Source organism: Aeromonas enterica (assembly GCF_054052465.1).
Window position 1 is genome coordinate 1 of sequence record NZ_JBSTYL010000018.1, and the last position, 26,279, is coordinate 26,279.

Genomic DNA, 26,279 nt, shown 5'->3' on the forward strand with positions numbered 1-26,279 from the left:
GGTAGGGGTACCGTTTTGTTATCCGGTTTGAAGCCGTATGACCACTCCCTTTTGTGGGCAACTGTCAGGTGAATACCATCTCCATACACACGTCCACTACACTGATCTCACCGGACAGTGGTCGTTTGCTTTTTGGAGGCTGAGTCCCCGTCAAAAAACCTGACCCAGGGAAAGCTGCGGACCCGTGAGTGGTGGCACCTTGGTGACCCCGTTTAGGAATGTGATCGAATCCGAGTCCCCGTCCGGCACTATTTGTGATGGAGGGGTATCATGAAAAAGCACAACACTGAACACGGTTTGCCGATCATCCATGCACGCGCAGCGGGCATCGATATCGGTTCGCGGTTCCATGTGGTTGCGGTGCCCACAGCGCTCGCTGAAGAACCTGTGCAAACCTTTCAGGCTTTCACGGCAGACCTGGAGCGTATGGCTACTTGGTTGGTCGAGCTTGGGATCACCACCGTGGCAATGGAGTCAACAGGCGTGTACTGGATACCCGTGTACGAGATCCTAGAGACCCATGGCTTACAGGTCATCTTGGCTAACGCCCGGGATGCCCGGGCCGTACCTGGACGTAAAACCGACGTCAACGATGCGCAATGGATCCAGCGCCTGCATGCTTGCGGTCTACTGCGCGCCAGCTTCCATCCTGAGCGGGAGATCGCCGCGCTGCGCAGTTATCTGCGGCTACGTGAACGTCACCTCGATTACGCTGCGGCCCATATCCAGCACATGCAGAAGGCGCTAACTCACATGAACCCGCAATTGCAGCATGTGGTGAGTGACATCACCGGCGCCACCGGTATGCGGATCATCCGTGCCATTGTCGCAGGAGAGCGAAATGCCACGATGCTTGCCGCCATGCGCGACCTGCGCTGTCAGTCGAGCGTCGAAACTATCCAACGTAATTACCAGCCCGAGCATGTGTTTGCCTTGAGTCAGGCACTGGCCATGTATGACGCCTACCAGACCCAGATTTCTCTCTGTGATGAGCAGATTGCCCAAAGCTTGCAACAACTCTCTCGTGGCAAGCCCCGTCCCAGCGAAGCGCTACCAAAACCTCGCCACCGTACCCGGCAGCCGAACGCACTCAACTTTGATGTCCGCACCTTGCTCTATCAACTGGTCGGTATCGATCTGACCCAGATCCATGGCATTGGCCCTTACCTGGCACTGCGTCTGGTGGCCGAGTGTGGAACGGATCTGAGTCGCTGGCGAACGGCCCAACACTTCACCTCATGGCTGACACTGGCTCCGGGCTGCCGGATCAGTGGTGGCAAGGTGTTGTCAGCTCATACTCGCAAGACCAAGAATCGAGTAACCGCCCACCTACGACTGGCAGCGGTGACCATCGGCAGAACAAATACAGCGCTGGGGGCATTCTACCGACGCTTGTCAGCGCGCATCGGCAAAGCGAAGGCGGTCACCGCCACGGCCCGCAAGATTGCGGTCTTGTTCTATAACGCCATGCGTTTTGGTATGGAATATCAGGATCCTGGCGCCGATCACTACGAGCAGCAGTACCGCGATCGGGTGGTCAAGGGATTGCACCGTCGGGCCGCCGAATTTGGTTTTACCCTACAGGCAATCGAGGGTGTTTCTTAGGAAGGCTGCCGCGTACTTTGCCAAGCTGTCAGGGTAAGGTACGCCTTCATCCGGGAGCACGCGTCCACACATCCCATCCGCAGACTGTGTCGGATGATGAATGTCCACCCGAGCGGTTATTATGCCTGGCAGCACCAGCCTTTATCTGCCCAAGCCCTGGAAGACCAACGCCTCCTGGGCCAGATCAAGCAATGTTGGCTAGAAAGCGGGGGCGTTTATGGTTATCGCAAGATCTGGGATGACCTGCGAGAGATGGGCGAGACCTGTGGGAAACACCGAGTGGCGCGATTAATGCGCCATGAAGGCGTACGTTCACAAACCGGTTATCGTCGCCGTCCCGGTCATTATGGTGGCCGGCCAACGGTCGTTGCACCGAATCATCTTGAACGCCAGTTCGATGTGACTGAGCCAAATAAGGTCTGGGTAACGGACATCACTTATATCCGAACCCATGAAGGCTGGCTCTATTTGGCCGTGGTATTGGATTTGTTCTCACGACAAGTCATTGGTTGGTCAATGAGGCCACGGATTGACCGAGAGCTGGCCATCAGCGCATTACTGATGGCGGTGTGGCGACGGCGACCCGAGCAGGAAGTGCTGGTTCATTCCGATCAAGGGAGCCAGTTTAGCAGCTATGACTGGCAAGATTTTTTGCGGGAGCACCGGCTCAAGGCCAGCATGAGCAGACGCGGCAATTGTCATGATAACGCGGTGGCGGAGAGTTTCTTCCAGCTCCTCAAACGCGAGCGGATCCGACGTAGAACCTATGCGGATCGCGAGGAAGCCCGACAGGATGTGTTCGATTACATTGAAATGTTTTACAACCCCAAGCGCCGGCACAGTTTCAACAATGGGCTATCGCCAGTAGAGTGTGAGAAGCAATATTTCGAACGGCTCAAAAGTGTCTAAAGAAGCCGGGGCGGTTCAGGCTTGGGTATCCAGGATAGCTGCTATCAAGGTAATGACCTACCTCGGGAGTTAACCTTTCACCATCTCTTGATGTAGTGCCATTTTATCTGAGTCGCTTGATGAATCGGAGTGAACTGTGCCTGGTCAGAAATGCGAAAGCCCGGCATAGGCCGGGCTTTCTGAATAATGGTGGAGGGAGAAGGATTCGAACCTTCGAAGGCAGAGCCGTCAGATTTACAGTCTGATCCCTTTGGCCGCTCGGGAACCCCTCCACAAGTGCGAGGCGCATACTAACAGATCTTCCGCTGTTGTGAACCCCTTGGCGAGATTTTTCCTGCTCACAGGATCCGTTTTGCAGCCGATAAGTGATGAAACCACCATTTCCAAGAGTTATCTCATGCTACCCAGCGCGATACGTGATCAGCTGTTGGTTGACGAGGCCCAACTGGGGCAACGTCTCAACCAGGATCTTCAGCATGGCGACAGGGCCGATTTTCGTCTGCACCTGGCTCTGCTGACCGATGCTGTGGAAGAGCAGCCCTGGTTCGATCCGGCGGCCGTATCCAAGCCGGATCCCCAGGATTGGCGCAGCCGCTTTGCGTTGCCGGTGGTGCCCCCCTTGCAAGGGGGGGAGGACGATGGAGAGGGCGTGCGACTCAACGAGCGGTTGCAGCAGGGAGGTTCCATGGTGGATGTCAGGCTCTGGCTTGCGTTGCGCTCGCCGCCCTTGCTGGGCCCGCAGCCGACGCTGGATCCCGCCGTGTATGACAACCTCTCGCCTCTGGGTCGCGAGCGCTGGCAACGCAAACAGGCGGATCAGCCAAGGCGTGACGATCCGCTGCTCATGCTGCCAATTCTGGATGCGTTGCAACAGGGGGTGGATGCCCGTCTGCACTGGTTAAGTTGAGACGGGGCAAGGAGAGGCAAAGGGTCATCGATTTGCGGCAACGTCAGGATGCAAAAAGGCGGGAAGATCCCGCCTTGGTATTTGATTCGTGTGATGTGCGACAGATTATGCGTCGACTTCATCCGCTTGGGGTACGACTTCCTTGGTACTGGCGGCCGCCCGACGAGCCATGGGCTTTTCGATATGGCGGTTGAGCTGACGCTCCAGCTTTTGTCCCAGTTCGGTGATGGCGGCGTACATATCCTCGTGTTCTGCCTGGGCAAACAATTTGCCGTTGGGGATGCCAGCACTGGCTTCAACGATGAACATCAGACGCTCTTTGGAGACAATCACATGGGGTGTGATAAGAGGCACCTGAAGACGTTCGAGCTTTTCAAAGCGGGACTCAATGCGCTCGCGGATAGCCGGGGTGATGTCGATGATTTTGCTGGTAATTTCGATTTTCATATTGGCCCCCTTCGGGTCGTCTTGCTTGTGTCTTCACCTTCAGACTACTCATAGTGGAATATTGAAATGTGATCTTGGTCACGAAATCAATCCTTTACTATTACGCGGCTTATAAATTGTGATCTTTTCCCGTTCTGCGTCAAAAAGCACTTGAGCTCCATGAAACAGGCAGGCAGTATGGGAAAACTTGGATCGTTTCTGTCCCCTCTTGGCAGCGCCGCATGTCGACCTCATGTCCGGTTTTCACCGCATAGTATCGCCTCTTTCGCACTTCTCACGTATCGCACTATGCCCGTAGTACGAGAGGGGGATGTGGGCTCTATCAAGTTGTCAGGGTATTGAACGTGGTTGTCGTGGTGTTGGAGTAGTAGATGAAACAGCAGGCCACTCAGATGATGTGGTTTTATGATCGGCAACATGAACAGTGGAGCCTGTCCGATCATGCCTCTTACCAGCTATGGCAAGGGGAGGGGGCACACCCCTGGGCCGGTCAGCTGGCTGTGGACGATGAACCCGGCTTCTCTGATTTTCTCTCCAGACTCTATCACTCACGCCAACCTGCCCAATTCATTGGTCACCTGATGGACGAGGATGGCGAGGTGCGCCATGTGCTCTGGAGCGGCCAGTACGTCTCTGCCCAGCAGGTATGCTGTGGCTGGCTGGCTCCGCTGGATACCACCCGCAGCACGCCGCTGCCTGCCGAGCTGTCCCAGCAGCTTCCCCTGTTGCAAGATCCCCTGCTGGCCCAGTTGGCCCAGGCGCTGTCCGCCAGAACCGGGCTCGACTTTTTCGATACCCTGATCAACCAGCTCGCCCATATTCTGGTGGCGGATGCGGTCTGGCTGGCGGAGCGCACCAGCAGCGATCGCCTCAAGGTATTGGCCTGTCACGGTATTGACCTCAAGGAGTACGAACTCGCGGGCATGCCCTGCCAGCAGGTCTATCGGCGTGGTGAGGCCTGCGTGGTCACCATCGAGGCCAATTGCCAGCTCAATCCGCAGTTGAAAGCGGGACAGCGTTATTATGCCCAGCCGCTATTTGACAGACACGGTCAGATCCTGGGCCATCTGGCGCTGCTCTTCTCCAGCGAGATAGAGATCCCCAACCTGGGCTCAGTGCTGACTATTTTCTCCGTGCGCATGGTGGCCGAGCTGGAGCGATTGCAGAGCGATGCCCAGCTGCGGCTCTCCGCAGTGGCCTTCGAAACCCATGAAGGCATCATCATCACGGATCCCGACTTCAAGATATTGCGGGTCAACCATGCCTTCAGCCAGATCACCGGCTTTGACAGCCAGCGGGTGATAGGTCTGCATCTTGGCAATGATCTCTGGTCAGGGCTGGGAGGGCTGGGCTATGAGCTCAACACCCTGAGCCGCTGGCAGGGAGAGACTCTGCGCCTGCACGTCGATGGCCACATCTATCCCCAGTGGGAAATCGTCACGCCCGTGCAGGATGACAAGGGGGTGATCAGCCACTTCGTCATCTGTTTCGAAGACATCTCCGAGCGAAAGGAGGCCGAGCGCCGCATTCAGGATCTCGCCTACTACGACGAGCTGACCGGCCTGCCCAACCGCCGCCAGCTGCACGAAACCCTGGCGCAGGCGTTCAGCGAGGCGAGCCGCGATAACCTGATCGGGGCCCTGCTGTTCATCGATCTTGATCACTTCAAGACCATCAACGACTCCCTGGGTCACGCCACCGGCGACTGGCTGCTCAAGGAGGTGGCCACTCGTCTCAAACGGTTGGTGCGCCAAGGGGATTGCCTGGCGAGGCTGGGTGGCGACGAGTTCGTGCTGCTGCTGCCTTCGCTGTCGGCCAGCCCGCCCCAGGCGGAGATGCAGGCCGACCTCATCGCCGAGCGGCTCATCAGCGAGATTGCGGCCCCCTACACCCATGGCGGGCAGGTGCTGCACATAGGGGCCAGCGTCGGCATTACCCTCTTCCCCGGCCGTGAGCAGGGGGTGGACGATCTGCTCAAGCAGGCGGATACCGCCATGTATCAGGCCAAATCGGCGGGCCGCAAGACCCGGCGCTTCTTCGATGCCTCCATGCAGCAGCAGGCGGATCGTCGGCTGCTCATTCACAATGAGCTGCGCAATGCCTTGAGCCAGCAGGAGCTGACCCTCTACTACCAGCCACAGCACATGGTGGAAGGGGGAGACATCATCGGGGTTGAGGCGCTGATCCGCTGGCAGCCACCGGGCAGGGCGCTGGTCTCGCCCGCCGAGTTCATTCCCATCGCCGAGGAGACGGATCTCATCGTCGACATCGGCAACTGGGTGCTGCACGAGGCGTGCGCCCAGTATGTGCTGTGGGAAGAAAACGGCATCCACATCCCCCAGCTGTCGGTCAATGTCAGTGCCAAGCAGTTCCATGCCACCGACTTTGTCGAGCGCATTCACGACGTGCTGGCCGCCACTGGCATGGATCCCGCCTGTCTGAATCTGGAGATCACCGAATCCGTGGTGCTCGGTCATGCGGAAGACACCATCAGCAAGATGAGCGAGCTCAAAGCGCTCGGCATCAGCTTTGCCATCGATGACTTCGGCGCCGGTTACTCCTCCCTGAGTTACCTCAAACGGCTGCCGGCCGATGAGCTCAAGATAGATCGCTCCTTCATTCAGGACATACCCAAGGATGGCGACAACATGGCCATCGTCGAGGCCGTGATCGCCATGGCTCGCCACATGGGGTTCAACGTGACGGCAGAAGGGGTGGAGTCACGCCAGCAGCTGGAGTTTCTACAGGCCCAGGGCTGCCATTTCTATCAGGGTTACCTGGCCTCCAAGCCGCTGCCCGTCCCCTATCTGGAACGTTATGTCAAACGTCTTTCCCGCCCTGATGGCGCCGTTTCAGGCGCGAAAAATAGTGTGGTGAGCGAGCTGTAGCCCTTGGCGTTAACGGGTAGAATGTGGGGATACAAGACCACCGCCAGCGGGCGGTGGCATTGCCTCTCAATGGAGAAGTCTCTCGTGAAAGCCGTGCAGGGAATCATATTATCGGCGCTGTGCGTGCCAGGGCTGCTGGCGTCAGTCGCGGCGCAAACCATGGAACAGTCCCTCTATCGACAGGCCTATGACGCGGTTCGTGCCGACGATCAAGCCCGTTTCCAGCAAATTCGAGCCCGTTTGACCAACTATCCGCTGCTGCCCTATCTGGATTATTACCAGCTGGCCTTTCGGCCAGGAGCGGCAGAGTATGACGACGTGTCCAGATTCATCCGACAACACGGCGATACGCCGCAATCCAACCGGCTGGAGCGTAGTTACCTCACTTATCTGGCCCAGAGCCAGCAATGGTCGCAGTTCCTGCGCTTCTATCCGGCCAAGCCGAGCTCTACCGATCTGCTCTGCATGCATTATCAGGCGCGCTACTACACGGGGCAGCAGACGCAGGCCTTGCAGGAGGCGGGCAAGCTCTGGCTCAGTGGCCAGTCTCGTCCCGATGCCTGTACCCCCTTGTTCCAGCTCTGGCAGCAGGCCGGTTTGCGTACTCAGGAGAAGATCTGGACCCGCATGACCTTGGCGTTTGAAGCGGAGAACCCGAACCTGATCCGTCATCTCGGTGCCCAGCTTGGCAGCGGCATGCAGCCTTATGGCGATCAGATGATCGCCCTGTTCGAGCAGCCCGCCAAGGCGATGAATCCGGCCTATTTTTCCACCGCGGCCCCCTCAAAGCGACTGTTGCTGCTGGGCCTGGCCCGTTATGCCAATCAGCAGCCCGAATCCGTGCTGCGCCAATTGCCCGCGATGCGCACGCGCTTCGGGTTGACCCCTGCAGAGCTGAAGCCGGTGGAGCGAGCCGTGGCTCGCCGCCTGCTGCTGGACCGTGCCACTGCCCAGCGCGGTTGGGTGGATGCCACCGTCGTGCGACTGGTCGATCCGGATCTGCTGGAGCTGCGGGCCCGGCTCGCCATCTGGGAGCAGGACTGGCGCGGGCTCTCCGGTTGGGTCAAGCGTATGCCCATCGCCCTGCAGAAGGAAGATCGCTGGCGTTACTGGCTGGCCCGTTCGCTGGAGGTGCAGGGTCAGAAGAAACCGGCGCGGGATCTCTATCTGGAAACCGCCAATTTGCGCGGCTTCTACGGCTTCATGGCGGCGCAGCGCAGCGGCGTGCCTTATCGGATGAAGAACCAGAGCGCGGTGAAGCAGGTGCCGGACTGGCGCACCGCCAGCGCCCGTTGGCCCTTCCTGCTGCGGGTGCGTGAACTGCTGGACATGAACGAGATCACGGCGGCGCGCGCTGAGTGGATCCACAACTTGGACCGCAATCCCGTGGCCCAGCGCATCGAGTTTGGCCACATTGCCCTCAAGCAGGGCTGGCATGAGCTGGCGATCCTGGCCAGCATCAGGGCAGAGGCCTGGGATGCGCTCGATCTGCGCTTCCCGCTGCCGCTCAAGCGTACCTTCTCCCAGATGGCGCAGGAGCGGACCATGAATACCAGCCTGCTCTACGCCATCTCCCGGCAGGAGAGTGCCCTCTATCCGCTGGCGCAATCGCCGGTCGGAGCGCGTGGCCTGATGCAATTGATGCCCTCCACCGCCAGGGAGACCGCCAGCAAGCTGGGGGTGCCCTATCGCAACGAGGAGCAGCTGTTTGATCCCGCCATGAACATCCGCCTTGGCAGCGCCTATCTCAAGCGGTTGCTGGATGTGTATGACGGCAACCGTATCCTGGCGGCGGCGGCCTACAATGCCGGGCCGGGCCGGGTGAAACGCTGGCGTGATCAGAGTGCGGACAAGCCGATGGATGTCTGGGTCGAGAGCATCCCCTACAAGGAGACGCGCAACTATGTGCAGAACGTGTTGTCGTTCGATCTCATCTATCAGCACAAGTTGCAGCAGCCGCTGCGTTTCATGTCCGATCGCGAGCTGAGTCACGCTTATTGAGACGGCCGCCGCCCCGGCGGCGGCCAGATTCCCTTTCCCTCCCCAAAATGGTTATTATCCCATAAGGTTTTGTTACAAAAGGAAACCTGTCAGGTGATCGGGCGCCACGTCTTGGTCTGACAGGTTCGATATAATCGCTCGATCAACACAGACAGGCTTCCCCAACAAAGGAATTGATAGTGGCAACGATTAAAGACGTTTCTCGGTTGGCTAATGTGTCCATTTCAACTGTGTCGAGGGTGATCAACAACACGGCTCAGGTGGCACCAGAAAAGCGTGAGGCCGTATTGGCGGCCATGAAGGAACTGAATTTTCGTCCCAACAGTTTTGCCCAGGCACTGGTCAGCAAGCGGTCCAACTGCATCGGCGTGCTGGTGGGGGACCTGTGTGGCGGCCCCTTCTTCGCCCAGATGATGCGCGGCATCGAGACCATGGTCGACAAGGCGGACAAGTTCACCATCGTCATGTCCGGCAACCACGATGCGGTGCGCGAGCGTCACGCCATCCAGGCGCTGCTGCAGCGCCAGTGCGATGCGCTGATCCTGCACAGCAAGGCGCTACCCGACGAGGAGCTGAGCGAGCTGGTGGCCGGCAACACTCCCATCGTCTTCATCAACCGCCAGGTGCCGGGTGCCGAGGATCGTTGTGTCTGGCTGGACAACCAGGCCGGCATTACCACCGCCTGCCAGCATCTGCTGGATGCGGGTCATCGCAAGATCGCCTTCGTGACCTCGGATGATGAAGAGTTCGTCGATGGCCAGCAGCGGATGGCAGGGTATCACCACGCCTTGCAACGGGCGGGTATCGAGCTGGATCCTGCCTTGATTGGTCGTGCCTTCGCCGATGAAAATGGCGGTTATGTGGCCATGGGTGAGCTGCTGGAGCGGGGCGTCGAGTTCACCGCCGTGCTCGGTTTTAACGATGCCATGGTGGCGGGGGCCATCTCCTGCCTGCTGGAGCGCGGCTACAAGATACCGCAGCAGATCTCCGTGGTGGGTTTCGATGACATACCCTACGCCCGCTACATCTACCCCAAGCTCACCACGGTGCGCTATCCCATCGAGGAGATGGGGGGACGGGCGGCCGAGTTGGCCTTGCGCCTGCTGGATCACAAGCCGGTCGACGGGCTGGCGCTCAAGTTCGAAGCCGAGCTGGTCAGACGCGAATCCGTCGCCTGACGAGACAGAATTGGCCCTGAATGGGCCAATTTTTCGGCGATGCGCAGCCAAAAAATTGAAAGCGTTTTCAGAAATCCTTTTCAACTGTGATCTGCTTCAAAGCTTTTTGGCCTGCCTGCCACTAGCATAGGCCCCACGAATTAGGAGCCTGCGCTCCCGATTTTCCCGCTGTGGGAGGTAACTGGTCAATCCAGCTATTTCCTTCGTTACTTTCGACGGTCATCATGGATGGCCGTTTTTTTTTGCCAGGATTTTTGCCAATGACAACAGAATGTAAACAGCAGACGGGGATAGTGGGGGCAGGTTGGTTGGGGCTGCCGCTGGCGAGGGCATTGCAGGCGCAAGGCAAGGCCGTGGTGGTGACGGTCAGCTCGGCCGAGAAGGCCGCGCGCCTGACGACCGAAGGGGTCGCTGCCTGGCCGCTGCAACTGTCGGCCCAGCTGGGCGCCTTGCCGTTGCACTGCCGCGAGCTGGTGATCTGCGTGCCACCGAGCAAGACGGAGGATTACCCGGCGGCCATCGCCCGCCTGTGCCAGCTGGCCAAGACTGCGGGTGTGCAGAGGGTACTGTTCGTGAGCGCCACCTCGGTATGGGCGCCGGGGCAGGGGGAGGATGAACAGCCGGCCCCTGCCCACGCCCGCGGGATGCGGATGCTGGCCGCCGAGCAGGCGATGCTGGAGGCAGGCTTTGCGTGTGCAATGGTGTTGCGTCCCGCCGGCCTGTACGGCCCGGATCGCCATCCCGGACGTTTCTTGGCGGGCAAGACCCTGGAGGGCGGTGGTCAGGCGGTCAACCTGGTGCATCTGGATGACGTGGTGGTCGCTTGCCAGCTGATGCTGGCACAAGGCAAGGATGGCGATGCCTACAACCTGAGTGCGCCTGTCCATCCGCGCCGCGAGCAATTTTATCCCTTTGCGGCCCGCCAGCTCGGCCTGCCGGCTCCGGTGTTTATCGAGCCGGCCGGCCAGTTTGTCCCCGTCGAGGGTCAGCGCATCTGTGAGCAACTCGGTTTTGCCTATCGCTGGCCCGATCCGGCCCACTGGTTCGCCGAACTGGCCGCACGGGGCCACTGAGGCGTGTCTGGCCTGCTCAGGGCTCTTCTCCCGAGCGGTGACATGCGACTCCAGGGCCGCGGCGGGCTGGGGTTGCGGGGCAATTGAGGTTTGCCAAGGCGGGGCTCGCCCCCTATCATGCCGCCATCCATATAGAGAGAGCGGTAATGATGGTAGATACAAGACGTCACCCCGATGGGGAGCTGTTGCTGAGAACCCTGGCAATGCCAGCCGATACCAACCCCAATGGCGACATCTTCGGGGGCTGGATCATGTCCCAGATGGATATAGGTGGGGGCATCATGGCCAAGGAGCTGGCAAAAGGACGTATTTGTACCGTTTCCGTCGAGGGCATGACCTTTCACAGCCCGGTCAAGGTAGGCGATGTGGTGTGTTGCTACGGGCGTTGCCTGAAGATTGGCCGCAGCTCCATGCGCCTTAAACTGGAGGTCTGGGTCAAGCCGGTGCTGCGTGCAAACGAAGCCCAGCGTTACTGCGTGACCGAGGGAATTTTCACCTACGTCGCCATCGACGATCAGGGCAAATCCCGCCCGGTTCCAGTCTGATCCGGCTCAGATCAGCCGGGCGTTGATGATGGATATTTCCTGCTCAAAGCCGGTTTTTTGCCGTATCATGCGTTCCAGCATCTCTTCCGAGCCGACACACTGCTCAGTGTCGAACAGGCAGAGATCGCACTGGGGATCCCGTCTGATTTGGTAGACGGTGGAAAGCTCCACTTGATGACAATTTCCTTGTTGATCATAAAATGTCACGCGGTACTGGTGCTGTCTCGCCATCGTTGAATTCCTTCTGGATGCGCCGGGCCGGACACGAGTCATGAGCCTAGTCGGCTGCGATGACATTTGTGATGGTCATGACACAATGCAGAGGCAGGTGGTTGTTAGCCAATGAAAAATAGTTATCGCATTCTGGGAACGTCGCTGCTGACGTTGGGGTTGGTCGGCTGTTTCGAGGTGCCGGATCAGGATCATCTGGTGACGGCGCAGGGCATCATTCCCGGCGTCAATTGCCAGAAGCCGCCGCTGGTGGCGCTGGCGTCCACCGCCTTGCCCCGCGAGTTTGGCATCACCGTCTGGAACCTCTATAAGGGTCAGCGTAAAAACTGGCGCGAGGGGCTGGACGAGTATGCGAAATCTCAGGATCTGGTGCTGCTGCAGGAGTCAGCGACCCGCCCGGACATGCTGGCGTGGCTCAAGGCCGGTGAGTTCCAGTGGCAACAGTTGCAGGCGTTCACCCAGGGTGGCGTCTCGTTTGGCGTCATGACAGTCGCCAAAACGCCACAGGCCTTCGTCTGCGGCGTTCGTTCACCCGAGCCTCTGCTACGCATTCCCAAGTCCGGTCTGGTCAGCTTGTACCCCTTGCAAGACGATCCTGACGGTGTGTTGGTGGTGAACCTGCATGCGGTCAACTTCGAACTTGGGATGGCCACCTTCCGCGAGCAGCTCAATGATCTGACCGCCCTCATCCATCGCCATCAGGGACCTGTCATTCTGGCGGGGGATTTCAACACCTGGAGCGACAAGCGCGAATTCTGGCTGAACAAGCTGGTGGGCGAGCTGGGGCTGCAGGAAGCCATTCCGGTGCCGGATCTGCGCCGTACCGCGTTTGGCCGCCCGCTGGATCACCTTTACTACCGCAATCTGGATCTGGTGGAAGTGAGCAGCCCGGCGACCGATGCCTCGGATCACAATCCCATCATGGCCCGCTTCGCGGCCCAGGCCATCACCCCCTGATGGCCCTCGGCTGCACCAGCTAGCTGTCGGCACCGATAAAAAAACACCCCGCACTTGGCGGGGTGTTTTTTTATGAAGTGATTGTGGCTCAGCTGTTGTTCTTCACGAACAGGGTCAGCTCCTGGCCCGGCTTGAGGTAATCGCTCTTGCCCAGCTGATTCCAGCGCATCACATCCATCACGGCAACCTGAAAGCGGGCGGCAATGGAGGAGAGGGAGTCACCCCGACGCACCTGATAGACCATGGATTTGTTGCTGCTCTTGCCCTGCTTGGGCCAGACCACCAGCTTCATGCCTGGTTTCAGGGCAGACTTGGCATCGAGACCGTTCCACTTGGCCAGCTGATCATGGGTCACTCCATGTGCCTGGCTGATGCTCCACAGATTGTCACCGGAACGCACCTTGTACTGGATCTTGCTGCCGCTGCGACTGGCAACTTGCTGCGACTTGCTCTGGGCTGGTTGGCTGGTGACCTGCTTGCTGCCACTGGTCGGGATCATCAGAGTCTGGCCACGGCGCAGGTTGTTGCCGCGCAGCTTGTTGGCCAGCTTGATCTGCTGCACGCTCACCCCATGATTCTTGGCGATGCGGGAGAGGGTGTCGCCACTGGTGACCTGATAGGAGCGGGTGCGGATGCGCTCGCTTTGGGGCAGATCGGCCAAGGCCAGTTCCAGGGTATCGGCATATTCGACCGGTACCAGCAGGCGATAGGGACCCTGAGGCGAGGTCGACCAGCGGCTCAGGGCCGGATTGACCTCTTTCAACTGGGCCGGGCGCAGACCCGCCAGCTGGGCTGCCACGTTCAAATCGATCTGGCCCCCGGTGTTGACCACCCGCAGTTGCGGCTTGTTGGCCAGTACCGGCAGGGTGACATTGTATTTGTCCGCGTTGCGGATCATGTCAGCCATGGCCAAGATCTTGGGCACATACATCCGGGTCTCACGAGGCAGGTCGAGGGACCAGTAGTCGGTTGGGCGACCGGCCTTCTGATTACGGACTATGGCATTGCGCACGCGTCCTTCACCGGCATTGTAGGCGGCCAGGGTTTGCAGCCAGTCACCATCAAAGAAACGGTTCAGATACTCCAGATAATCCAGCGCGGCATTGGTGGAAGCCAGCACATCGCGGCGGCCGTCGTACCAGTTGTCGTGGCGCAGGCCGAAGTTCTTGCCGGTCGCAGGAACGAACTGCCACAGACCCACCGCATTGCTGCGGGAACGGGCGTGGGGATCGAACATGCTCTCGATCATGGGGATGGTAATAAGCTCCATTGGCAGCTCACGCCGTTCGATTTCCTCTACCATCAGATACAGGTAGGGCTCAGCCCGGCTGGCAATGGTCGCCAGATGCTTATCATTGCGCAACAACCAATCACGCTGCTGGCGGACACGCTCGTTCTCCTGCGGATCAAACTGCATATCGTCGCTGATACGCACCCACAGGTTCTCGGTGTCATCCAGTTCGTCGATCTGTTCGTCACCGAACAGGAAGCGCGCCGAATGTTTTTTATACGCTTTTTTGTTGACTTGGGGGGACTTGATCGGCTCGATTGCCGTTAGCGCCCGGTCATCCTGATGGCTCAGGTTTTGGCAGCCGCTGAGAAACAGTGCCGCCAATAAGGCCGTTCGTACCTTCATCTCGCTCAGGTCATCTCTTGAAAAACAGCTGGCATCATAAGGGGCAATGGCCCCCTGATCAAGGTTTGTTCAAAAAACGTCCTTCCAGCTGCGTAGCACGGCGAAGGTATCCTCTGGATTTTCCAAGCATTTTAAGGCGTGTTTCTCAGCAGAAAATTTCACGGAATCCTGTTCGCAACGCAGAAAAACGTTGAACTCACGCTCATCCCCCAGCCGGGAGGGGAGACTCGGAAGGCCCTGCTGACGCAGTTTGCTGATCAGCCCGATCCGCTGCTGGATCGCCCTGTTGTCGGGCTCGACCGCGTAGGCGAAACGCAGGTTGGAGAGGGTGTACTCATGGGCACAATAGATGAGGGTGTCATCGGGCAGGGCGGCGAGCCGTTGCAGCGAGTCATGCATCTGGGCCGGGGTCCCTTCGAACAGGCGACCACAACCGGCGGAGAAGAGCGTATCCCCACAGAACAACATGCCATTGCCGTGGTAGGCGATATGGCCACGGGTATGGCCGGGCACGTGGATGACATCCAGGCTCAGACCATGCCAGTTGATCTGATCCCCGTCATCGAGCCACTGACCATGGTGATCGGGCATGGGATCATGTTTGGGGCCATAGAGTCTTGCATGAGGGAACTGGGTGAGCAGGGCGGTGACGCCGCCTACATGATCCTGGTGGTGGTGAGTCAGCAGGATGGCGTCGAGTTGCAGCTCCAGCGCAGCCAGCCGCTCCAGCACGGGGGCCGCTTCGCCAGGGTCAACCACCAGACAGTGATTTTCGTGTCGGATCAACCAGATGTAGTTGTCGGTAAAGGCTGGAACTGTGATAACGGTATACATGAGTTCGCTTCTCTTTATGGAGGGTATCTTATATAACTGGATGGCGTTCGAACCCCAAGTTGAGCCCTATTATGCAGTTGGCACGTACCGAACAACAAATCGAGATCCCGACCAGCTGGTCGGCGTTACCCATGGGGGACTGGGTGGCGGCCGAGATCCAGGAGCGGCTCGACAGCTGGTGCCCACATCTGTTTGGTTATCATCTGCTTAAAGTCGGCGCCCTGAGCGCCGAGCTCTCCTGTGGCTGCTCTTCCATCCGCCACCAGATCGGGGTTGCCCCCAGCGGCCGGCTGCTGGATATCAAGGGCGATCCGCTGGCCTTGCCGGTACGAACCGGCAGCGTGGATGCCTGTCTGCTCGCCCATAGTCTCGATTTCTCGCCCGACCCCCATCAGGTACTGCGTGAGGCCGAACGTGTGCTGACCGACGATGGCTGGCTCATCGTCAGCGGCTATAACCCGCTCAGTCTGGTCGGTATCGGTCATTGTCTGCCTTTCCTGCGTCAACATCTGCCCTGGTCGGCGCGCATGTTTACTCCGGCGCGGGTGACGGACTGGTTGCAACTGCTCGGTTGCGAGGTGATGTTCGATGAGCGCTTCGGCTATTCGTTCATGAGCAAGCAGAGCCGGATTGGCTGGTGGCGGGAGAGTGTGGGGCGGGATTACTGCAGACCCTTTGCATCTGTCTATGTGATCGCGGCGCGCAAGCGGCGTTTTCCACTCATCCCGGTGCGCCGTCGCTGGCGTTTGCCTGAGTCGATAGCGGCACCGGGCATGGCGCGTCAGGGCTGGTAATCCATATCCTCGACGGGCGACTCGTAACCGCTCGGGTCAAAGACGCTAGTCACCCTTTGACAGGTGGGATCAGGGTTGATAGCCGGTGTCTTCGGCGAGCTGCTTGCCACTGGCGGCATCGCGTGCCAGCTCATCGCAGCGTTCATTCTCGGGGTGACCTGAGTGTCCCTTGACCCAGAGCCACTCGATCTGATGGCGGGCCACTTCCGCATCCAGCTCCTTCCAGAGGTCGACGTTCTTGACCGGTTGGCGGTTTGAGGTCATCCATCCCTTCTTCTTCCAGCCGATGATCCACTGGGTGATCCCCTGGCGCACATACTGGCTGTCGGTGGTGAGCCGTACCTGGCAGGCCGCATTGAGGGTGCGCAGCCCCATGATGGCGGCCATCAGCTCCATCCGGTTATTGGTGGTCAGCCGAAAACCACCGGAAATCTCCTTGCGGTGGTCACCATAGACCAGGACGGCGCCATAGCCACCCGGGCCAGGATTGCCTAGGCAGGAACCATCCGTGTATAAATCAATGTGTTTTAACATGAGCAATCGATCTTTTTTAGCATGAGTCTTGGGGTAAACTAGCGGGTAAGGCCGAAGTTTGACATAGATTGGATCATGAACACACCCCAACTGAATCGCCAGATTATTCTGGATACTGAAACCACAGGTATGAACACCGCCGGTGGCCCCATCTATCTGGGACACCGCATCATAGAGATCGGCTGTGTGGAGGTGATCAACCGCAAGCTGACCGGCAATCACTACCACGTCTATATCAAGCCGGATCGGCTGGTGGATCCCGAGGCCATCCAGGTGCACGGCATCACGGATGCCTTCCTGGCCGACAAGCCCCCGTTCAGCCAGATCGCCAACGACTTCATCGAGTTCATCCGTGGCGCCGAACTTATCGCCCACAACGCGCCCTTTGACGTGAGCTTCATGGACTATGAGTTCGGCAAGCTCGGACTCAACTTCAAGACCAAGGATATCTGCAGCATCACAGATACCTTGGCAATGGCGCGGGATCTCTTCCCGGGCAAACGCAACAACCTGGATGTGCTGTGCGATCGCTACGGCATAGACAACTCCCACCGGACCTTGCACGGGGCCTTGCTCGATGCGGAGATCCTGGCTGACGTTTACCTGCTGATGACGGGTGGCCAGACCAAGCTGAACCTGGCCACCGAAAGCCAAGAGAATGAGCGCAATCAGGACACCAGCATCCGTCGACTGGAGAGCAACCGTCCGCCACTCAAGGTCGTGCGTGCCGGCGCCGACATCGAGGCCGTGCACGAGGCGAGACTGGATCTGGTCCAGAAGAAAGGAGGAGCCTGCCTGTGGCGGCAATGAGCAAGCTATGGAGCGGCCTGCTGCTGCTGACCTCACTGACGGCCGGGGCCAACGAGGTGTTTGCCCCCTCCGACATTCCCCTGCTCGATAATCGCTTTCGCATTGATTACGGGGTGAAGGAGATCACCTTCATAGTGACGCGCAAGCCGGGCACCCCTTCTGTGATCCTGGTGCGGCCCGATGGCAGCAAACTCTATGTCGGCAAGGTCACTCCGCCCGAGGTGGGTTGGCTGGCGCTCAAGGATCAGGATCTCATCACCATCCGTGACCCCATGCCGGGTCCCTGGCAGGCCATCGGCGAGGTGGATCCTGAAAACAGGGTGCGCATTCTCTCGAACATCAAGCTGGAAACCGATCTGCTGCCGACCCAGCTCTATCAGGGGGAAGTCGTCAAACTTAAATCCTGGTTGCTGATCGACGATGCTCCGCCCAAGGAGGGCTACTACCTCACGGATCTCGGCATGACGGTGAAGCTGCAACGCTTCAACGATGCCAAGCAGCAGGGCGAGCCCATTCTGGATGAGGAGCTCGGCCATTATCGCGATGATGGCAAGGGGCTCGACGAGGTGCCGGGTGATGGCGTCATGACCGCCAAGGCGGTGCTGGATGTTCCGGCCGGCAAGTATCGAGCACTCTACAGTACCGGCAATCAGGTTTTCTCGCGCGCCCGCTATCAGGATGTGCTGATCTACCCGCTACCGGTCAATTATACCTTGGCGGCGCCGTCGAAAGAGTACGGTGCCCGGCTCTCTTTCCTAATTGACGGCGATGAGCTGGATCCCGCTTCCGTGATCATCAAGGGCAAGGCAACCAATACCGTAGGTGCCAGCATGGCGTTCAGCGCGGTGGCGACCGAGCCCAGAGTGGAGGTCGATCTCTCCGTCATCAAGGAGGTTGGTCAGTATGACGTGACCGCCACCCTGTACGGGACTACCCGTCTGGGCCGCGAGATCCAGGTCACTCTGCCGGTCAAGTCATTCAACATTTTCCCCGTGCTGGCACCGCCTCCTTCGGCCGCATCCGCTGCTTCGGCAGCTGTACCCGCCCAGGTGAAATTTGAAGAGAAAGAGAGCCGCAGCTGGCTGCTCTGGTTGCTGGGCGGTGTTGGTATTCTGGTGGCCCTGCTCGGCGGGGTTGGATTCATCCTGTTGCAAAAACGCCGAGCATTGCAAAAGGCGATGGCTGCGCAGAAGGCAGAGAATGAGGGAGCCAAACCCGAGGCCAAGCTGGACTTGAACCTACCCGAACAGTAAGAGTTTGCCCTGAATGAAAAAGCCGCCCTGTTGAGGCGGCTTTTTCATGTGTAGCGGTTGGCCAGTTGCAGTGAGGGAGGATCAGTGATCCCCGACGTAGATATCCTTGTGCTGATCGCGGATTTCGAGAAACTTGTCCAGATTGGCCAGCATCAACTCCACCAGCCGGGGATCGAAGTGCTGTCCCTTCTCCTCTTCAATCAGCGCCAGTACCTTGTCCAGCGGCCACGCCTTCTTGTAGCAGCGATCCGAGCCCAGGGCATCGAACACATCGGCCAACGCCACCACTCGCCCTTCAAGCGGTATTGAATCGCCCTTAAGACCACGGGGATAGCCGCTACCATTCCATTTCTCATGGTGGTTGCCGGCTATGGTGGCGCCTATCTGGAATAGCGCCAGGTCGCTGCCGGAGAGCATGTCCTGCCCCAGCTGGGCGTGGGTCTTCATGATCTCCCACTCTTCCGGGGTCAGTTTGCCCGGCTTGTGGAGGATGGCATCCGGGATGCCCACCTTGCCGATGTCGTGTAGCGGGGAGGCGCGCTTGATGAGCTCGCTCTGCTCCTCGCTCATGCCGAGCAACTGGCAGAACAGCTCTGTGTAGAGAGCGACCCGCTTGACGTGCAGCCCAGACTCCTTGGAGCGGGTCTCCACCAGCTCACCGATGCGGTAGATGATCTCGCGCTGGTTGTCGGCGATGACTTCGTTAAGCCGGATATTTTCCAGCGCCACTATGATGTTTTCGGTAAACAAGCTCAGCAGGCCCGTGTCCATCTGGCTGAGATGGCGGGTCGTCTCGATATGAAACAGCAGGTGATGGCGGGGATTCTGGCAGTAGAGCACCATCTGATTGCCGTCATAGACGTTGGCGCGATTGGCCATGGCCTGGCGCAAGATCAGGGGGGCATCGATCAGCCGCACGGACGAATGGCCAGGCAGCAGGGGTTCCAGGATCTGATCCCGTACCTCGTAGGCAAACTGCTTTACATCATAGATCTGGGACTCTTCCAGATTGAGCAGGGCCCCGAGTTGCTCCTGAGCTCCCTCGACAAACTGGCGCAGCGCCCGTTTCTCGAAGATCCCCTTGGAGGCTTCAATGACCTTCTCCAGCCCCTGGCGATTGCTCTCCAGAGTACGTATATCGCGGTATGAACGCAGGCTGGCCCGCAGCAGGGTCCGCAGCTTCTGGGAAGTGAGCTCTGTCTTGTCCTTGTAATCGTTGATGTCGTAGTTGGTGACCACATCATCTTCCGGCGCCTGACCCGGTTGTCCGGTCCGCAGCACGATGCGCACCATCTTGTTCTGCAGATCCTCGCGCACGAACTTGACCACATCGAGACCGGCGTGATCGACCTCCATGACGACGTCGAGCAGCAACAAGGCTACATCCGGGGTCTTGGCGAGCAACTCCTTGGCCTGTGCGGCTGAATAAGCATGCAAAAATTCAATGGGTTTGTTATCGAATTCAAACTTGCTCAGGGTGATCTTGGTGATGCGATGAACTTCGGGTTCATCGTCCACAATCATCACCTTCCATCCCGCCTGCTGGTTATCGAGAAGGGGCAGATCGTCATCATCAATAATCAGGATTTGGTCATCCATCATGCAATCCTGTTTGGGATCCTGTGCTTACATTAACTGCTTCACTAAGGATAGGAAACTTATTGGGAAATAAAATTTGATCTGTGAAATCTCTTTGTTGTCATCGTGATCCAGGCCCATAAAAAAACGCCTCCACATGGGAGGCGTTTGACTATTTTCCTGTGGGTCAGGCTGCTCTGTGATAGGCCGATGGCTCGAACAGGGCCTTGTTGGCAACCAGGTCGATGGGGTCGAAATCATCGACGTTGATGGTGCGCAGGCGGCTCTCTTCGGCACGGCGCAGCAAGTCAGCCTCGGTCTGGTTGAGCACTCCCAGTGCCAGACCTGCATCCGCCACCTTGTTCAGCTGCATAAACGGACGTTTGATACCGTCAGCCTTGCATACTTTCTCAAACAGCGGTTCGGCAGAGAGCACGTCATCGAGTGCCTGTTCCAGCAGACCGAAGGGGTTGCCCTCTTCGCGGGTCAGATACTGGCCCATGGCCAGACGGCTGCGAGTCTCGCTCGGCGTCTGCAGCAGACGGGCAACCTGGCTGTCCAGCTTGTCACTCGGGCGCTTCATGTCACGGCCAAGGGGCAGCACTATGACGCGCAGGGCCAAGCCAATCCAGCGGTTCGGGAAGTTGCGCAGCAGCTCGTCGATCGCCTCTTGCGCCTTGAACATGGCATCCTGCAGCGCCCAATGCAGCAGCGGCAGATCCGCCTGCTGACGCCCCTCATCCTGATAACGCTTGAGGGCGCTGGAGGCCAGATAGAGCTGACTCAGCACATCGCCCAGGCGGGCGGAGACCCGCTCCTTGCGCTTGAGTTCGCCCCCCAGAGTGCCCATCGCCATGTCTGACAGGAAGGCCAGGTTGGCAGAGAGGCGCGAGAGCTGCTGGTAGTAACCCTTGGTCTGATCCTTGAACGGTGCGGGTGCAAGGCGGGCACCGGTCAGGCCCAGCCAGAAGCTGCGCACCAGATTGCTGATGGCAAAGCCGACGTGGCTGAACATCGCCTTGTCAAAGTCCTTCAGCGCCTGATCCTTGTCAGGATGACTGGCGGCCAGCATCTCCGGCAACACATACGGGTGGCAACGGATGGCGCCCTGACCGTAGATGATCATGCTGCGGGTCAGGATGTTGGCACCCTCTACGGTCACGGCTATCGGGGCTCCCTGATAGCCACGGGCTAGGTAGTTGTTGGGGCCCATGCAGATGGCCTTGCCGCCGTGGATGTCCATGGCATCTATGATGCACTTCTGGGCACGGTCGGTGAGGTGGTATTTGACGATGGCGGAGATGACCGAGGGTTTTTCCCCCAGATCGATACCGGTCACCGTCAGGTTGGCGGCGGCGCCCATGATGTAGGCGTTGCCACCGAGACGGGCCAGCGGCTCTTCAATGCCTTCCATCTTGCCGATGGGCAACTTGAACTGGCGACGGATGCGGCTGTAGGCGCCAGTCGCCAAGGCCAGCATCTTGACGCCGCCCGTGCTGTTGGAAGGCAGCGTGATGCCGCGGCCAACCGAGAGGCATTCGACCAGCATGCGCCAGCCCTGACCGGCCATGGCCGGGCCACCTATGATGAAATCGAGCGGCACGAATACATTGTCACCACGGGTCGGGCCATTTTGGAATGGCACGTTGAGCGGGAAGTGGCGGCGACCGATCTCGACCCCCTTGATGTGGGTCGGGATCAGGGCGCAGGTGATCCCCAGCTCCTCCTCTTCACCCAGCAGGTGATCCGGGTCGCGCAGCTTGAAGGCCAGACCCAGTACGGTGGCGATAGGGGCGAGCGTGATGTAGCGCTTGTTCCAGGTCAGCCGCATGCCGAGCACCTCTTCCCCTTCCCACTCACCCTTGCAGATGATGCCGAAATCGGGAATGGAGCCAGCGTCGGAACCTGCTTCCGGGCTGGTCAGTGCGAAGCAGGGGATCTCTTTGCCGACCGCCAGACGGGGCAGGTAGTGGTCTTTCTGCTCATCGGTACCATAGTGCTGCAGCAGTTCGCCTGGGCCGAGCGAGTTGGGCACGCCCACGGTGGAGGCCAGTACGGCGCTGGCGCCACACAGTTTTTGCAGTACGCAGGACTGGGCATAGGCGGAGAATTCCAGACCACCGTATTTCTTCTTGATGATCATGGCGAAGAACTTGTTGTCCTTCAGGTATTGCCACACCTCGGGGGAGAGATCGGCCCGCTCGTGGGTCACTTCCCAGTCGTTGACCATGCGGCACACTTCTTCAACCGGGCCGTCCATGAAGGCTTGCTCTTCGGCTGACAGCACGCTGACGGGGATGGCGTGCAGTTTCTTCCAGTTCGGGTTGCCGGCAAACAGATCTGCTTCCCACCAGGTGGTGCCCGCTTCGATGGCTTCCTTCTCGGTGCGGGACATCTCCGGCATGATGGACTTGTAGATCTTGAACAGCGGCTTGGTCAGCTGATTGCGGCGAAAATCCACCAGATTGAGGGGGATGGCAATCACGGCGAACAGTGCCCACACCAGCAGGGGGACATGGCCATAGAATGTGCCGGCGACCAGGGCGGCGGCCGTGGCAAGCGTGGAGGTGAACAGAGACGCCCGGCGATAAGCCATGGCGCCGATCACCAGGATCACCCCGAGCAGAGTGAGGGTCGTCGTCATTTTTCGCTCCTTGCATAAGTTGCCGAAGTTGGGTGAAAAGTGGGTTAGCTGATCCAGAGGTCTGACCTGTTGGATATGGCCCCTGTTGTAATTCATACGCACAAACTTATCAAGATGTTTACAAGCTTGTTACCTTGGCTCTGTGATCGGCATAACGTCCTGCAGGCGGCATCTTGACGGGCGGGGGGGCGACTCCGGGATTGGCTTGTGCGACAATGACATCGCCCATATTTTGGAAGAGACATCATGTACCAAGAACTGATCCGCAATGAATTGACCGAAGCTGCCGGCGTGCTCCAGGCGTTCCTGGCAGATGAGCAGAATCTGAAAAACATTGAAGCTGCCGCCAGGCTGCTCGCCGACTCCTTCAAGCAGGAAGGCAAGGTGCTCTCCTGTGGCAATGGTGGCTCCCACTGCGATGCCATGCATTTTGCCGAAGAGCTGACCGGCCGCTATCGCGAGAACCGTCCCGGTTATGCCGGCATCGCAATCTCGGATCCCAGCCACCTCTCCTGCGTCTCCAACGACTTTGGCTACGACTATGTATTCTCCCGTTATGTGGAAGCGGTCGGCCGTCGTGGTGACGTGCTGCTCGGTATCTCCACCAGCGGCAACTCAGGCAACATCCTCAAGGCCATCGAAGCCGCCCATGCCAAAGGCATGAAGGTGATCGCGCTGACCGGCAAGGATGGTGGCAAGATGGCGGGTCTGGCCGACGTCGAGATCCGGGTGCCGCACTTTGGCTATGCCGACCGCATTCAGGAAGTGCACATCAAGGTGATCCATATCCTGATCCAGCTGGTCGAAAAAGAGATGGCCAAGTAAGGCAGCATGTCCAGCCGGGATGTGCGAGCCTCGCCAGGCCATGTCCCGGTTGTGCCTGCCCCCATAAGCGGCGGGATCGGCTGTGCTTTGCATCAGGCTGGTCCCGCTGATTGAAAAAAGATGGCCCAGTAATAAGGAGTCCGCTGTTTATGTGCGAACTGCTCGGCATGAGTGCCAATGTGCCGACCGATATCTGCTTCAGCTTTACCGGTCTGATGCTGCGCGGCGGCAAGACGGGGCCACACAAGGATGGCTGGGGGATCACTTTTTATGAGGGGAGGGGGTTTCGCACCTTCAAGGATCCCGAGCCCAGTGCCCAGTCGCCGATAGCCAAGCTGGTCCAGGCGTTGCCCATCAAGAGCCGTGCCGTGGTCAGCCATATCCGGCAGGCAAACCGCGGCTGTGTGTCGCTGGAAAATACCCATCCGTTCACCCGTGAACTGTGGGGCCGCTACTGGACCTTTGCCCACAACGGCCAGCTGACCGGTTACAAGCGACTCGCCACCGGGCGGCACCGCCCGGTGGGCGACACCGACAGTGAGCACGCATTTTGCTGGCTGCTCAACCGGCTGGAGCAGAAATATCCCAAGCGTCCCGCCAACTTCCCCGCCATGTTTCGCCATCTGGCCACCCTGTGTGATGAGTTGCGCGGGTTTGGGGTATTCAACATGCTGCTGTCTGATGGGGAATTTGTGATGACCTACTGCAGCAACAACCTGCACTGGCTCACCCGGCGGGCGCCCTTTGGCGAGGCGAGGCTGCTGGATGAAGATGTGGCCATCGATTTCCAGAGCGAGACGACCCCGGATGACGTGGTGACCCTGATCGCGACCCGTCCGCTGACCGGTAATGAAGATTGGGTCAGGATGGCGCCCGGCGAGTTCAGCCTGTTTCGGCTGGGTGAGCGCGTGTGCGGCAATCAGCCTCGGTAATTATCTGATTTAAATATAAAAAAATACCAGGGTAGAATCCTACCCTGGTTCTTCGCAGCAGCCATACAGGCAAAAGGGATGAGAGAGGTGTTGCTGAGTCGCATCATTCTCACGGCCTCCATTGTTGTTTAAATGTTAATTTTTTGGCAACATTTATGTTTCAATCCGGCCTGCCTATCGCCACATTACTAGAACCGGATCACACTTTTCGTTTTGCGGCCGTTCTCCGGTCGACAAGCAGAAGGTGGGTGAGGGATGACGCTGTCGCGCCGGGCATCTATAGTATGTTCTGTTTGAATACCGTCAAATGAGGGCTGAGGGATGGAATGGTTGGATCAGAAGGTGCTGCGACAGCTGGCGGAAGACATAGGCCAGGAGATGATGCCGGTGGTGATCTCGGTGTTTATCGAGGAAGTGGGAGAGCAGCTCGCCCAGCTGCGCCCGCTCTATGAACGGCGGGATTGGCCCGCGCTGGCGCGGCTCGCCCACAGCATGAAATCCTCCTGCGGCAGCTACGGTGCTCAGCTCAGTTACCAGCAGGTGGTGGCGCTGGAGCGGGCCTGCAAGCATGAAGATGCCGATGAGGTCGCTCGGCTACTGACCCAGCTGGAGCAATCTCTGCCTCAGGTGCTCTCTCACCTTGCCAACTACCACTGAGCTTGCTGCGCAGGGGGAACCAGCAGGTTCACCGCTGCGCGTAGTGGCCATCAGCGTTGATTGACCAGTTGCTGGATCACCCGATCCAGCGCCAGTTTGAGTTTCAGTCTGTCGTGGCGATGAGGGAGTTCGGCCTCGCCAAGCTCGGCCTGGATAAGGCGGCTGGCCAACTCGGCCGGATATTCCCCTGCGGGCGCCAGAATGGCATCGATGCGGCCCGTACCGACCCGTGACTCCAGCCATCGCCATTGGTTGATCAGACTCAGCTGACTGGCAGGGCCATTCTCGGCCACCAGATTGCAGATGAACACCAGCATGGCATCGCTCTCATTGATGGCTTGCGCCACCTCGGCCAGCAGCAGGGGCGGCATGATGGAGGTGAGGAAGCTGCCGGGCCCGAGTATGATCATGTCGGCCTGAGCCAGCGCCTGCACCGCCTCACGAGTTGCCGATACTTCCGGGCTCAGGCTCAGGGAGAGCGGTGGCGTATCGAGCTGATCGATGGAGACCTCTCCCAGGATCTGCTTGCCACAGACGGTGTGGGCGCACAGGTCGGTGGGAAATTCTGACATGGGTAACAATTGTGACTCTATTTTCAGCATGTCACTGATGAGCTTGATAGCATCAAGAGGGCGCACGCAGAGGTTGTCGAGCGCCAGCAGCATCAGGTTGCCGAGGTTGTGGCCCGCCAGCTCGCCACGGCCGGCGAAACGATATTCGAACAACAGGCTGCCGATGCTGGGATCTGTCACCAGTTGATTGAGGCAGTTGCGCAGATCTCCCCAGGCGATACACTCCTGGCTCTTGCGCAGGCGTCCAGTGGATCCGCCATCGTCCGTGGTGGCGACTATGCCGGTCAGCCGCTGGCCGAGAAACGAGAGTGAAGAGAGCACGCGGCCCATGCCGTGGCCGCCACCGATGGCGACGACCCGGTCAAAGTCATTGATGTTTTTCTGCCACATGCAGCTGTCCTGTGGTTGGGCTCAATTGAGGGCCATTCTAGCCGATGAAATCAGATAATTGTTTGATAAAGGTATGATT

22 protein-coding genes, 1 tRNA gene and 1 pseudogene are annotated in these 26,279 nt (G+C 59.0%); 15 read left to right on the plus strand and 9 right to left on the minus strand.

Annotated features, from left to right (window positions below; all coding sequences use genetic code 11):
* The first annotated feature begins 270 nt into the window (after window positions 1-270).
* The gene (locus tag ACW5XD_RS16720; RefSeq protein ID WP_456495829.1) at window positions 271-1,605 is read left to right on the plus strand and encodes an IS110 family RNA-guided transposase; all 1,335 of its coding nucleotides are present in this window, start codon (window positions 271-273) and stop codon (window positions 1,603-1,605) included.
* Window positions 1,606-2,514 (plus strand): annotated as a pseudogene (locus tag ACW5XD_RS16725) (IS3 family transposase); the annotation flags it as partial. It abuts the gene before it with no gap.
* 187 nt (window positions 2,515-2,701) lie between these two features.
* Here the strand turns inward: ACW5XD_RS16725 and ACW5XD_RS16730 are convergent.
* Window positions 2,702-2,786: transfer RNA gene (locus ACW5XD_RS16730), tRNA-Tyr, on the minus strand.
* A gap of 125 nt (window positions 2,787-2,911) precedes the next feature.
* Here ACW5XD_RS16730 and ACW5XD_RS16735 point away from each other — a divergent pair.
* The gene (locus tag ACW5XD_RS16735) at window positions 2,912-3,421 is read left to right on the plus strand and encodes a VC2046/SO_2500 family protein (protein ID WP_456495830.1); all 510 of its coding nucleotides are present in this window, start codon (window positions 2,912-2,914) and stop codon (window positions 3,419-3,421) included.
* 105 nt (window positions 3,422-3,526) lie between these two features.
* On the opposite strand, the gene hpf is transcribed toward ACW5XD_RS16735, so the two are convergent.
* The gene (gene hpf / locus ACW5XD_RS16740; protein ID WP_456495831.1) at window positions 3,527-3,868 is read right to left on the minus strand and encodes a ribosome hibernation-promoting factor, HPF/YfiA family; all 342 of its coding nucleotides are present in this window, start codon (window positions 3,866-3,868) and stop codon (window positions 3,527-3,529) included.
* A 371-nt stretch (window positions 3,869-4,239) separates the two neighbouring features.
* Here hpf and ACW5XD_RS16745 point away from each other — a divergent pair, with 371 nt between their 5' ends.
* The 5 genes from ACW5XD_RS16745 (at window position 4,240) to yciA (ending at window position 11,553) form a co-directional block, all read left to right on the plus strand.
* Window positions 4,240-6,756 carry a putative bifunctional diguanylate cyclase/phosphodiesterase gene (locus ACW5XD_RS16745; protein WP_456495832.1) on the plus strand — a complete coding sequence of 839 codons (2,517 nt, stop codon included), beginning with the start codon at window positions 4,240-4,242 and terminating at the stop codon, window positions 6,754-6,756.
* An 84-nt stretch (window positions 6,757-6,840) separates the two neighbouring features.
* The gene (locus tag ACW5XD_RS16750; RefSeq protein WP_456495911.1) at window positions 6,841-8,757 is read left to right on the plus strand and encodes a transglycosylase SLT domain-containing protein; all 1,917 of its coding nucleotides are present in this window, start codon (window positions 6,841-6,843) and stop codon (window positions 8,755-8,757) included.
* Window positions 8,758-8,936: 179 nt separating this feature from the next.
* The gene (locus ACW5XD_RS16755) at window positions 8,937-9,935 is read left to right on the plus strand and encodes a LacI family DNA-binding transcriptional regulator (protein WP_456495833.1); all 999 of its coding nucleotides are present in this window, start codon (window positions 8,937-8,939) and stop codon (window positions 9,933-9,935) included.
* 260 nt (window positions 9,936-10,195) lie between these two features.
* Entirely contained in the window at window positions 10,196-11,008 is an 813-nt protein-coding gene (locus ACW5XD_RS16760; RefSeq protein WP_456495834.1) for an NAD-dependent epimerase/dehydratase family protein, read from the plus strand.
* A gap of 146 nt (window positions 11,009-11,154) precedes the next feature.
* On the plus strand, window positions 11,155-11,553 hold the full coding sequence (yciA, locus tag ACW5XD_RS16765) for an acyl-CoA thioester hydrolase YciA (protein WP_080741131.1): 399 nt from the start codon (window positions 11,155-11,157) through the stop codon (window positions 11,551-11,553).
* A gap of 6 nt (window positions 11,554-11,559) precedes the next feature.
* Here yciA and ACW5XD_RS16770 read toward each other — a convergent pair whose 3' ends face one another.
* On the minus strand, window positions 11,560-11,784 hold the full coding sequence (locus ACW5XD_RS16770; RefSeq protein WP_042872430.1) for a hypothetical protein: 225 nt from the start codon (window positions 11,782-11,784) through the stop codon (window positions 11,560-11,562).
* Between the two features lie 111 nt (window positions 11,785-11,895).
* Here ACW5XD_RS16770 and ACW5XD_RS16775 point away from each other — a divergent pair, with 111 nt between their 5' ends.
* On the plus strand, window positions 11,896-12,741 hold the full coding sequence (locus tag ACW5XD_RS16775; RefSeq protein ID WP_456495835.1) for an endonuclease/exonuclease/phosphatase family protein: 846 nt from the start codon (window positions 11,896-11,898) through the stop codon (window positions 12,739-12,741).
* Between the two features lie 88 nt (window positions 12,742-12,829).
* On the opposite strand, the gene ACW5XD_RS16780 is transcribed toward ACW5XD_RS16775, so the two are convergent.
* Both ACW5XD_RS16780 and gloB read right to left on the minus strand, forming a co-directional pair.
* Window positions 12,830-14,377 carry a LysM peptidoglycan-binding domain-containing protein gene (locus tag ACW5XD_RS16780; protein WP_456495836.1) on the minus strand — a complete coding sequence of 516 codons (1,548 nt, stop codon included), beginning with the start codon at window positions 14,375-14,377 and terminating at the stop codon, window positions 12,830-12,832.
* 69 nt (window positions 14,378-14,446) lie between these two features.
* On the minus strand, window positions 14,447-15,211 hold the full coding sequence (gloB, locus tag ACW5XD_RS16785; protein ID WP_456495837.1) for a hydroxyacylglutathione hydrolase: 765 nt from the start codon (window positions 15,209-15,211) through the stop codon (window positions 14,447-14,449).
* 71 nt (window positions 15,212-15,282) lie between these two features.
* Here gloB and ACW5XD_RS16790 point away from each other — a divergent pair, with 71 nt between their 5' ends.
* Complete coding sequence (locus tag ACW5XD_RS16790; protein ID WP_456495838.1) at window positions 15,283-16,005, plus strand: class I SAM-dependent methyltransferase; 723 nt, start codon at window positions 15,283-15,285, stop codon at window positions 16,003-16,005.
* 69 nt (window positions 16,006-16,074) lie between these two features.
* Here the strand turns inward: ACW5XD_RS16790 and rnhA are convergent, their stop codons facing one another.
* Window positions 16,075-16,539 (minus strand): ribonuclease HI, encoded by a 465-nt coding sequence (gene rnhA / locus ACW5XD_RS16795; protein WP_042872419.1) that lies wholly within the window; start codon window positions 16,537-16,539, stop codon window positions 16,075-16,077.
* 75 nt (window positions 16,540-16,614) lie between these two features.
* Between rnhA and dnaQ the strand changes: the two genes are divergently transcribed.
* Together dnaQ and ACW5XD_RS16805 are read left to right on the plus strand one after the other, a co-directional pair.
* On the plus strand, window positions 16,615-17,349 hold the full coding sequence (dnaQ, locus tag ACW5XD_RS16800) for a DNA polymerase III subunit epsilon (RefSeq protein WP_456495839.1): 735 nt from the start codon (window positions 16,615-16,617) through the stop codon (window positions 17,347-17,349).
* Window positions 17,346-18,602 carry a TIGR03503 family protein gene (locus tag ACW5XD_RS16805; protein ID WP_456495840.1) on the plus strand — a complete coding sequence of 419 codons (1,257 nt, stop codon included), beginning with the start codon at window positions 17,346-17,348 and terminating at the stop codon, window positions 18,600-18,602. Before dnaQ ends, ACW5XD_RS16805 begins: the two co-directional genes overlap by 4 nt.
* 81 nt (window positions 18,603-18,683) lie before the next feature.
* Here ACW5XD_RS16805 and ACW5XD_RS16810 read toward each other — a convergent pair whose 3' ends face one another.
* Window positions 18,684-20,201, minus strand: coding sequence for an HD domain-containing phosphohydrolase (locus ACW5XD_RS16810; protein WP_456495841.1), 1,518 nt, complete (start codon window positions 20,199-20,201; stop codon window positions 18,684-18,686).
* A gap of 166 nt (window positions 20,202-20,367) precedes the next feature.
* Window positions 20,368-22,824 carry an acyl-CoA dehydrogenase FadE gene (gene fadE, locus ACW5XD_RS16815; RefSeq protein ID WP_456495842.1) on the minus strand — a complete coding sequence of 819 codons (2,457 nt, stop codon included), beginning with the start codon at window positions 22,822-22,824 and terminating at the stop codon, window positions 20,368-20,370.
* 246 nt (window positions 22,825-23,070) lie between these two features.
* Here fadE and lpcA point away from each other — a divergent pair, with 246 nt between their 5' ends.
* From lpcA to ACW5XD_RS16830, 3 genes are all read left to right on the plus strand, one after another.
* Entirely contained in the window at window positions 23,071-23,649 is a 579-nt protein-coding gene (lpcA, locus tag ACW5XD_RS16820; protein WP_042872411.1) for a D-sedoheptulose 7-phosphate isomerase, read from the plus strand.
* Between the two features lie 149 nt (window positions 23,650-23,798).
* Window positions 23,799-24,581, plus strand: coding sequence for a class II glutamine amidotransferase (locus tag ACW5XD_RS16825; RefSeq protein ID WP_456495843.1), 783 nt, complete (start codon window positions 23,799-23,801; stop codon window positions 24,579-24,581).
* A 321-nt stretch (window positions 24,582-24,902) separates the two neighbouring features.
* The gene (locus ACW5XD_RS16830; RefSeq protein ID WP_456495844.1) at window positions 24,903-25,238 is read left to right on the plus strand and encodes an Hpt domain-containing protein; all 336 of its coding nucleotides are present in this window, start codon (window positions 24,903-24,905) and stop codon (window positions 25,236-25,238) included.
* A 50-nt stretch (window positions 25,239-25,288) separates the two neighbouring features.
* Here the strand turns inward: ACW5XD_RS16830 and ACW5XD_RS16835 are convergent, their stop codons facing one another.
* Window positions 25,289-26,200 carry a gluconeogenesis factor YvcK family protein gene (locus ACW5XD_RS16835; RefSeq protein ID WP_456495845.1) on the minus strand — a complete coding sequence of 304 codons (912 nt, stop codon included), beginning with the start codon at window positions 26,198-26,200 and terminating at the stop codon, window positions 25,289-25,291.
* Between the last annotated feature and the right edge of the window lie 79 nt (window positions 26,201-26,279).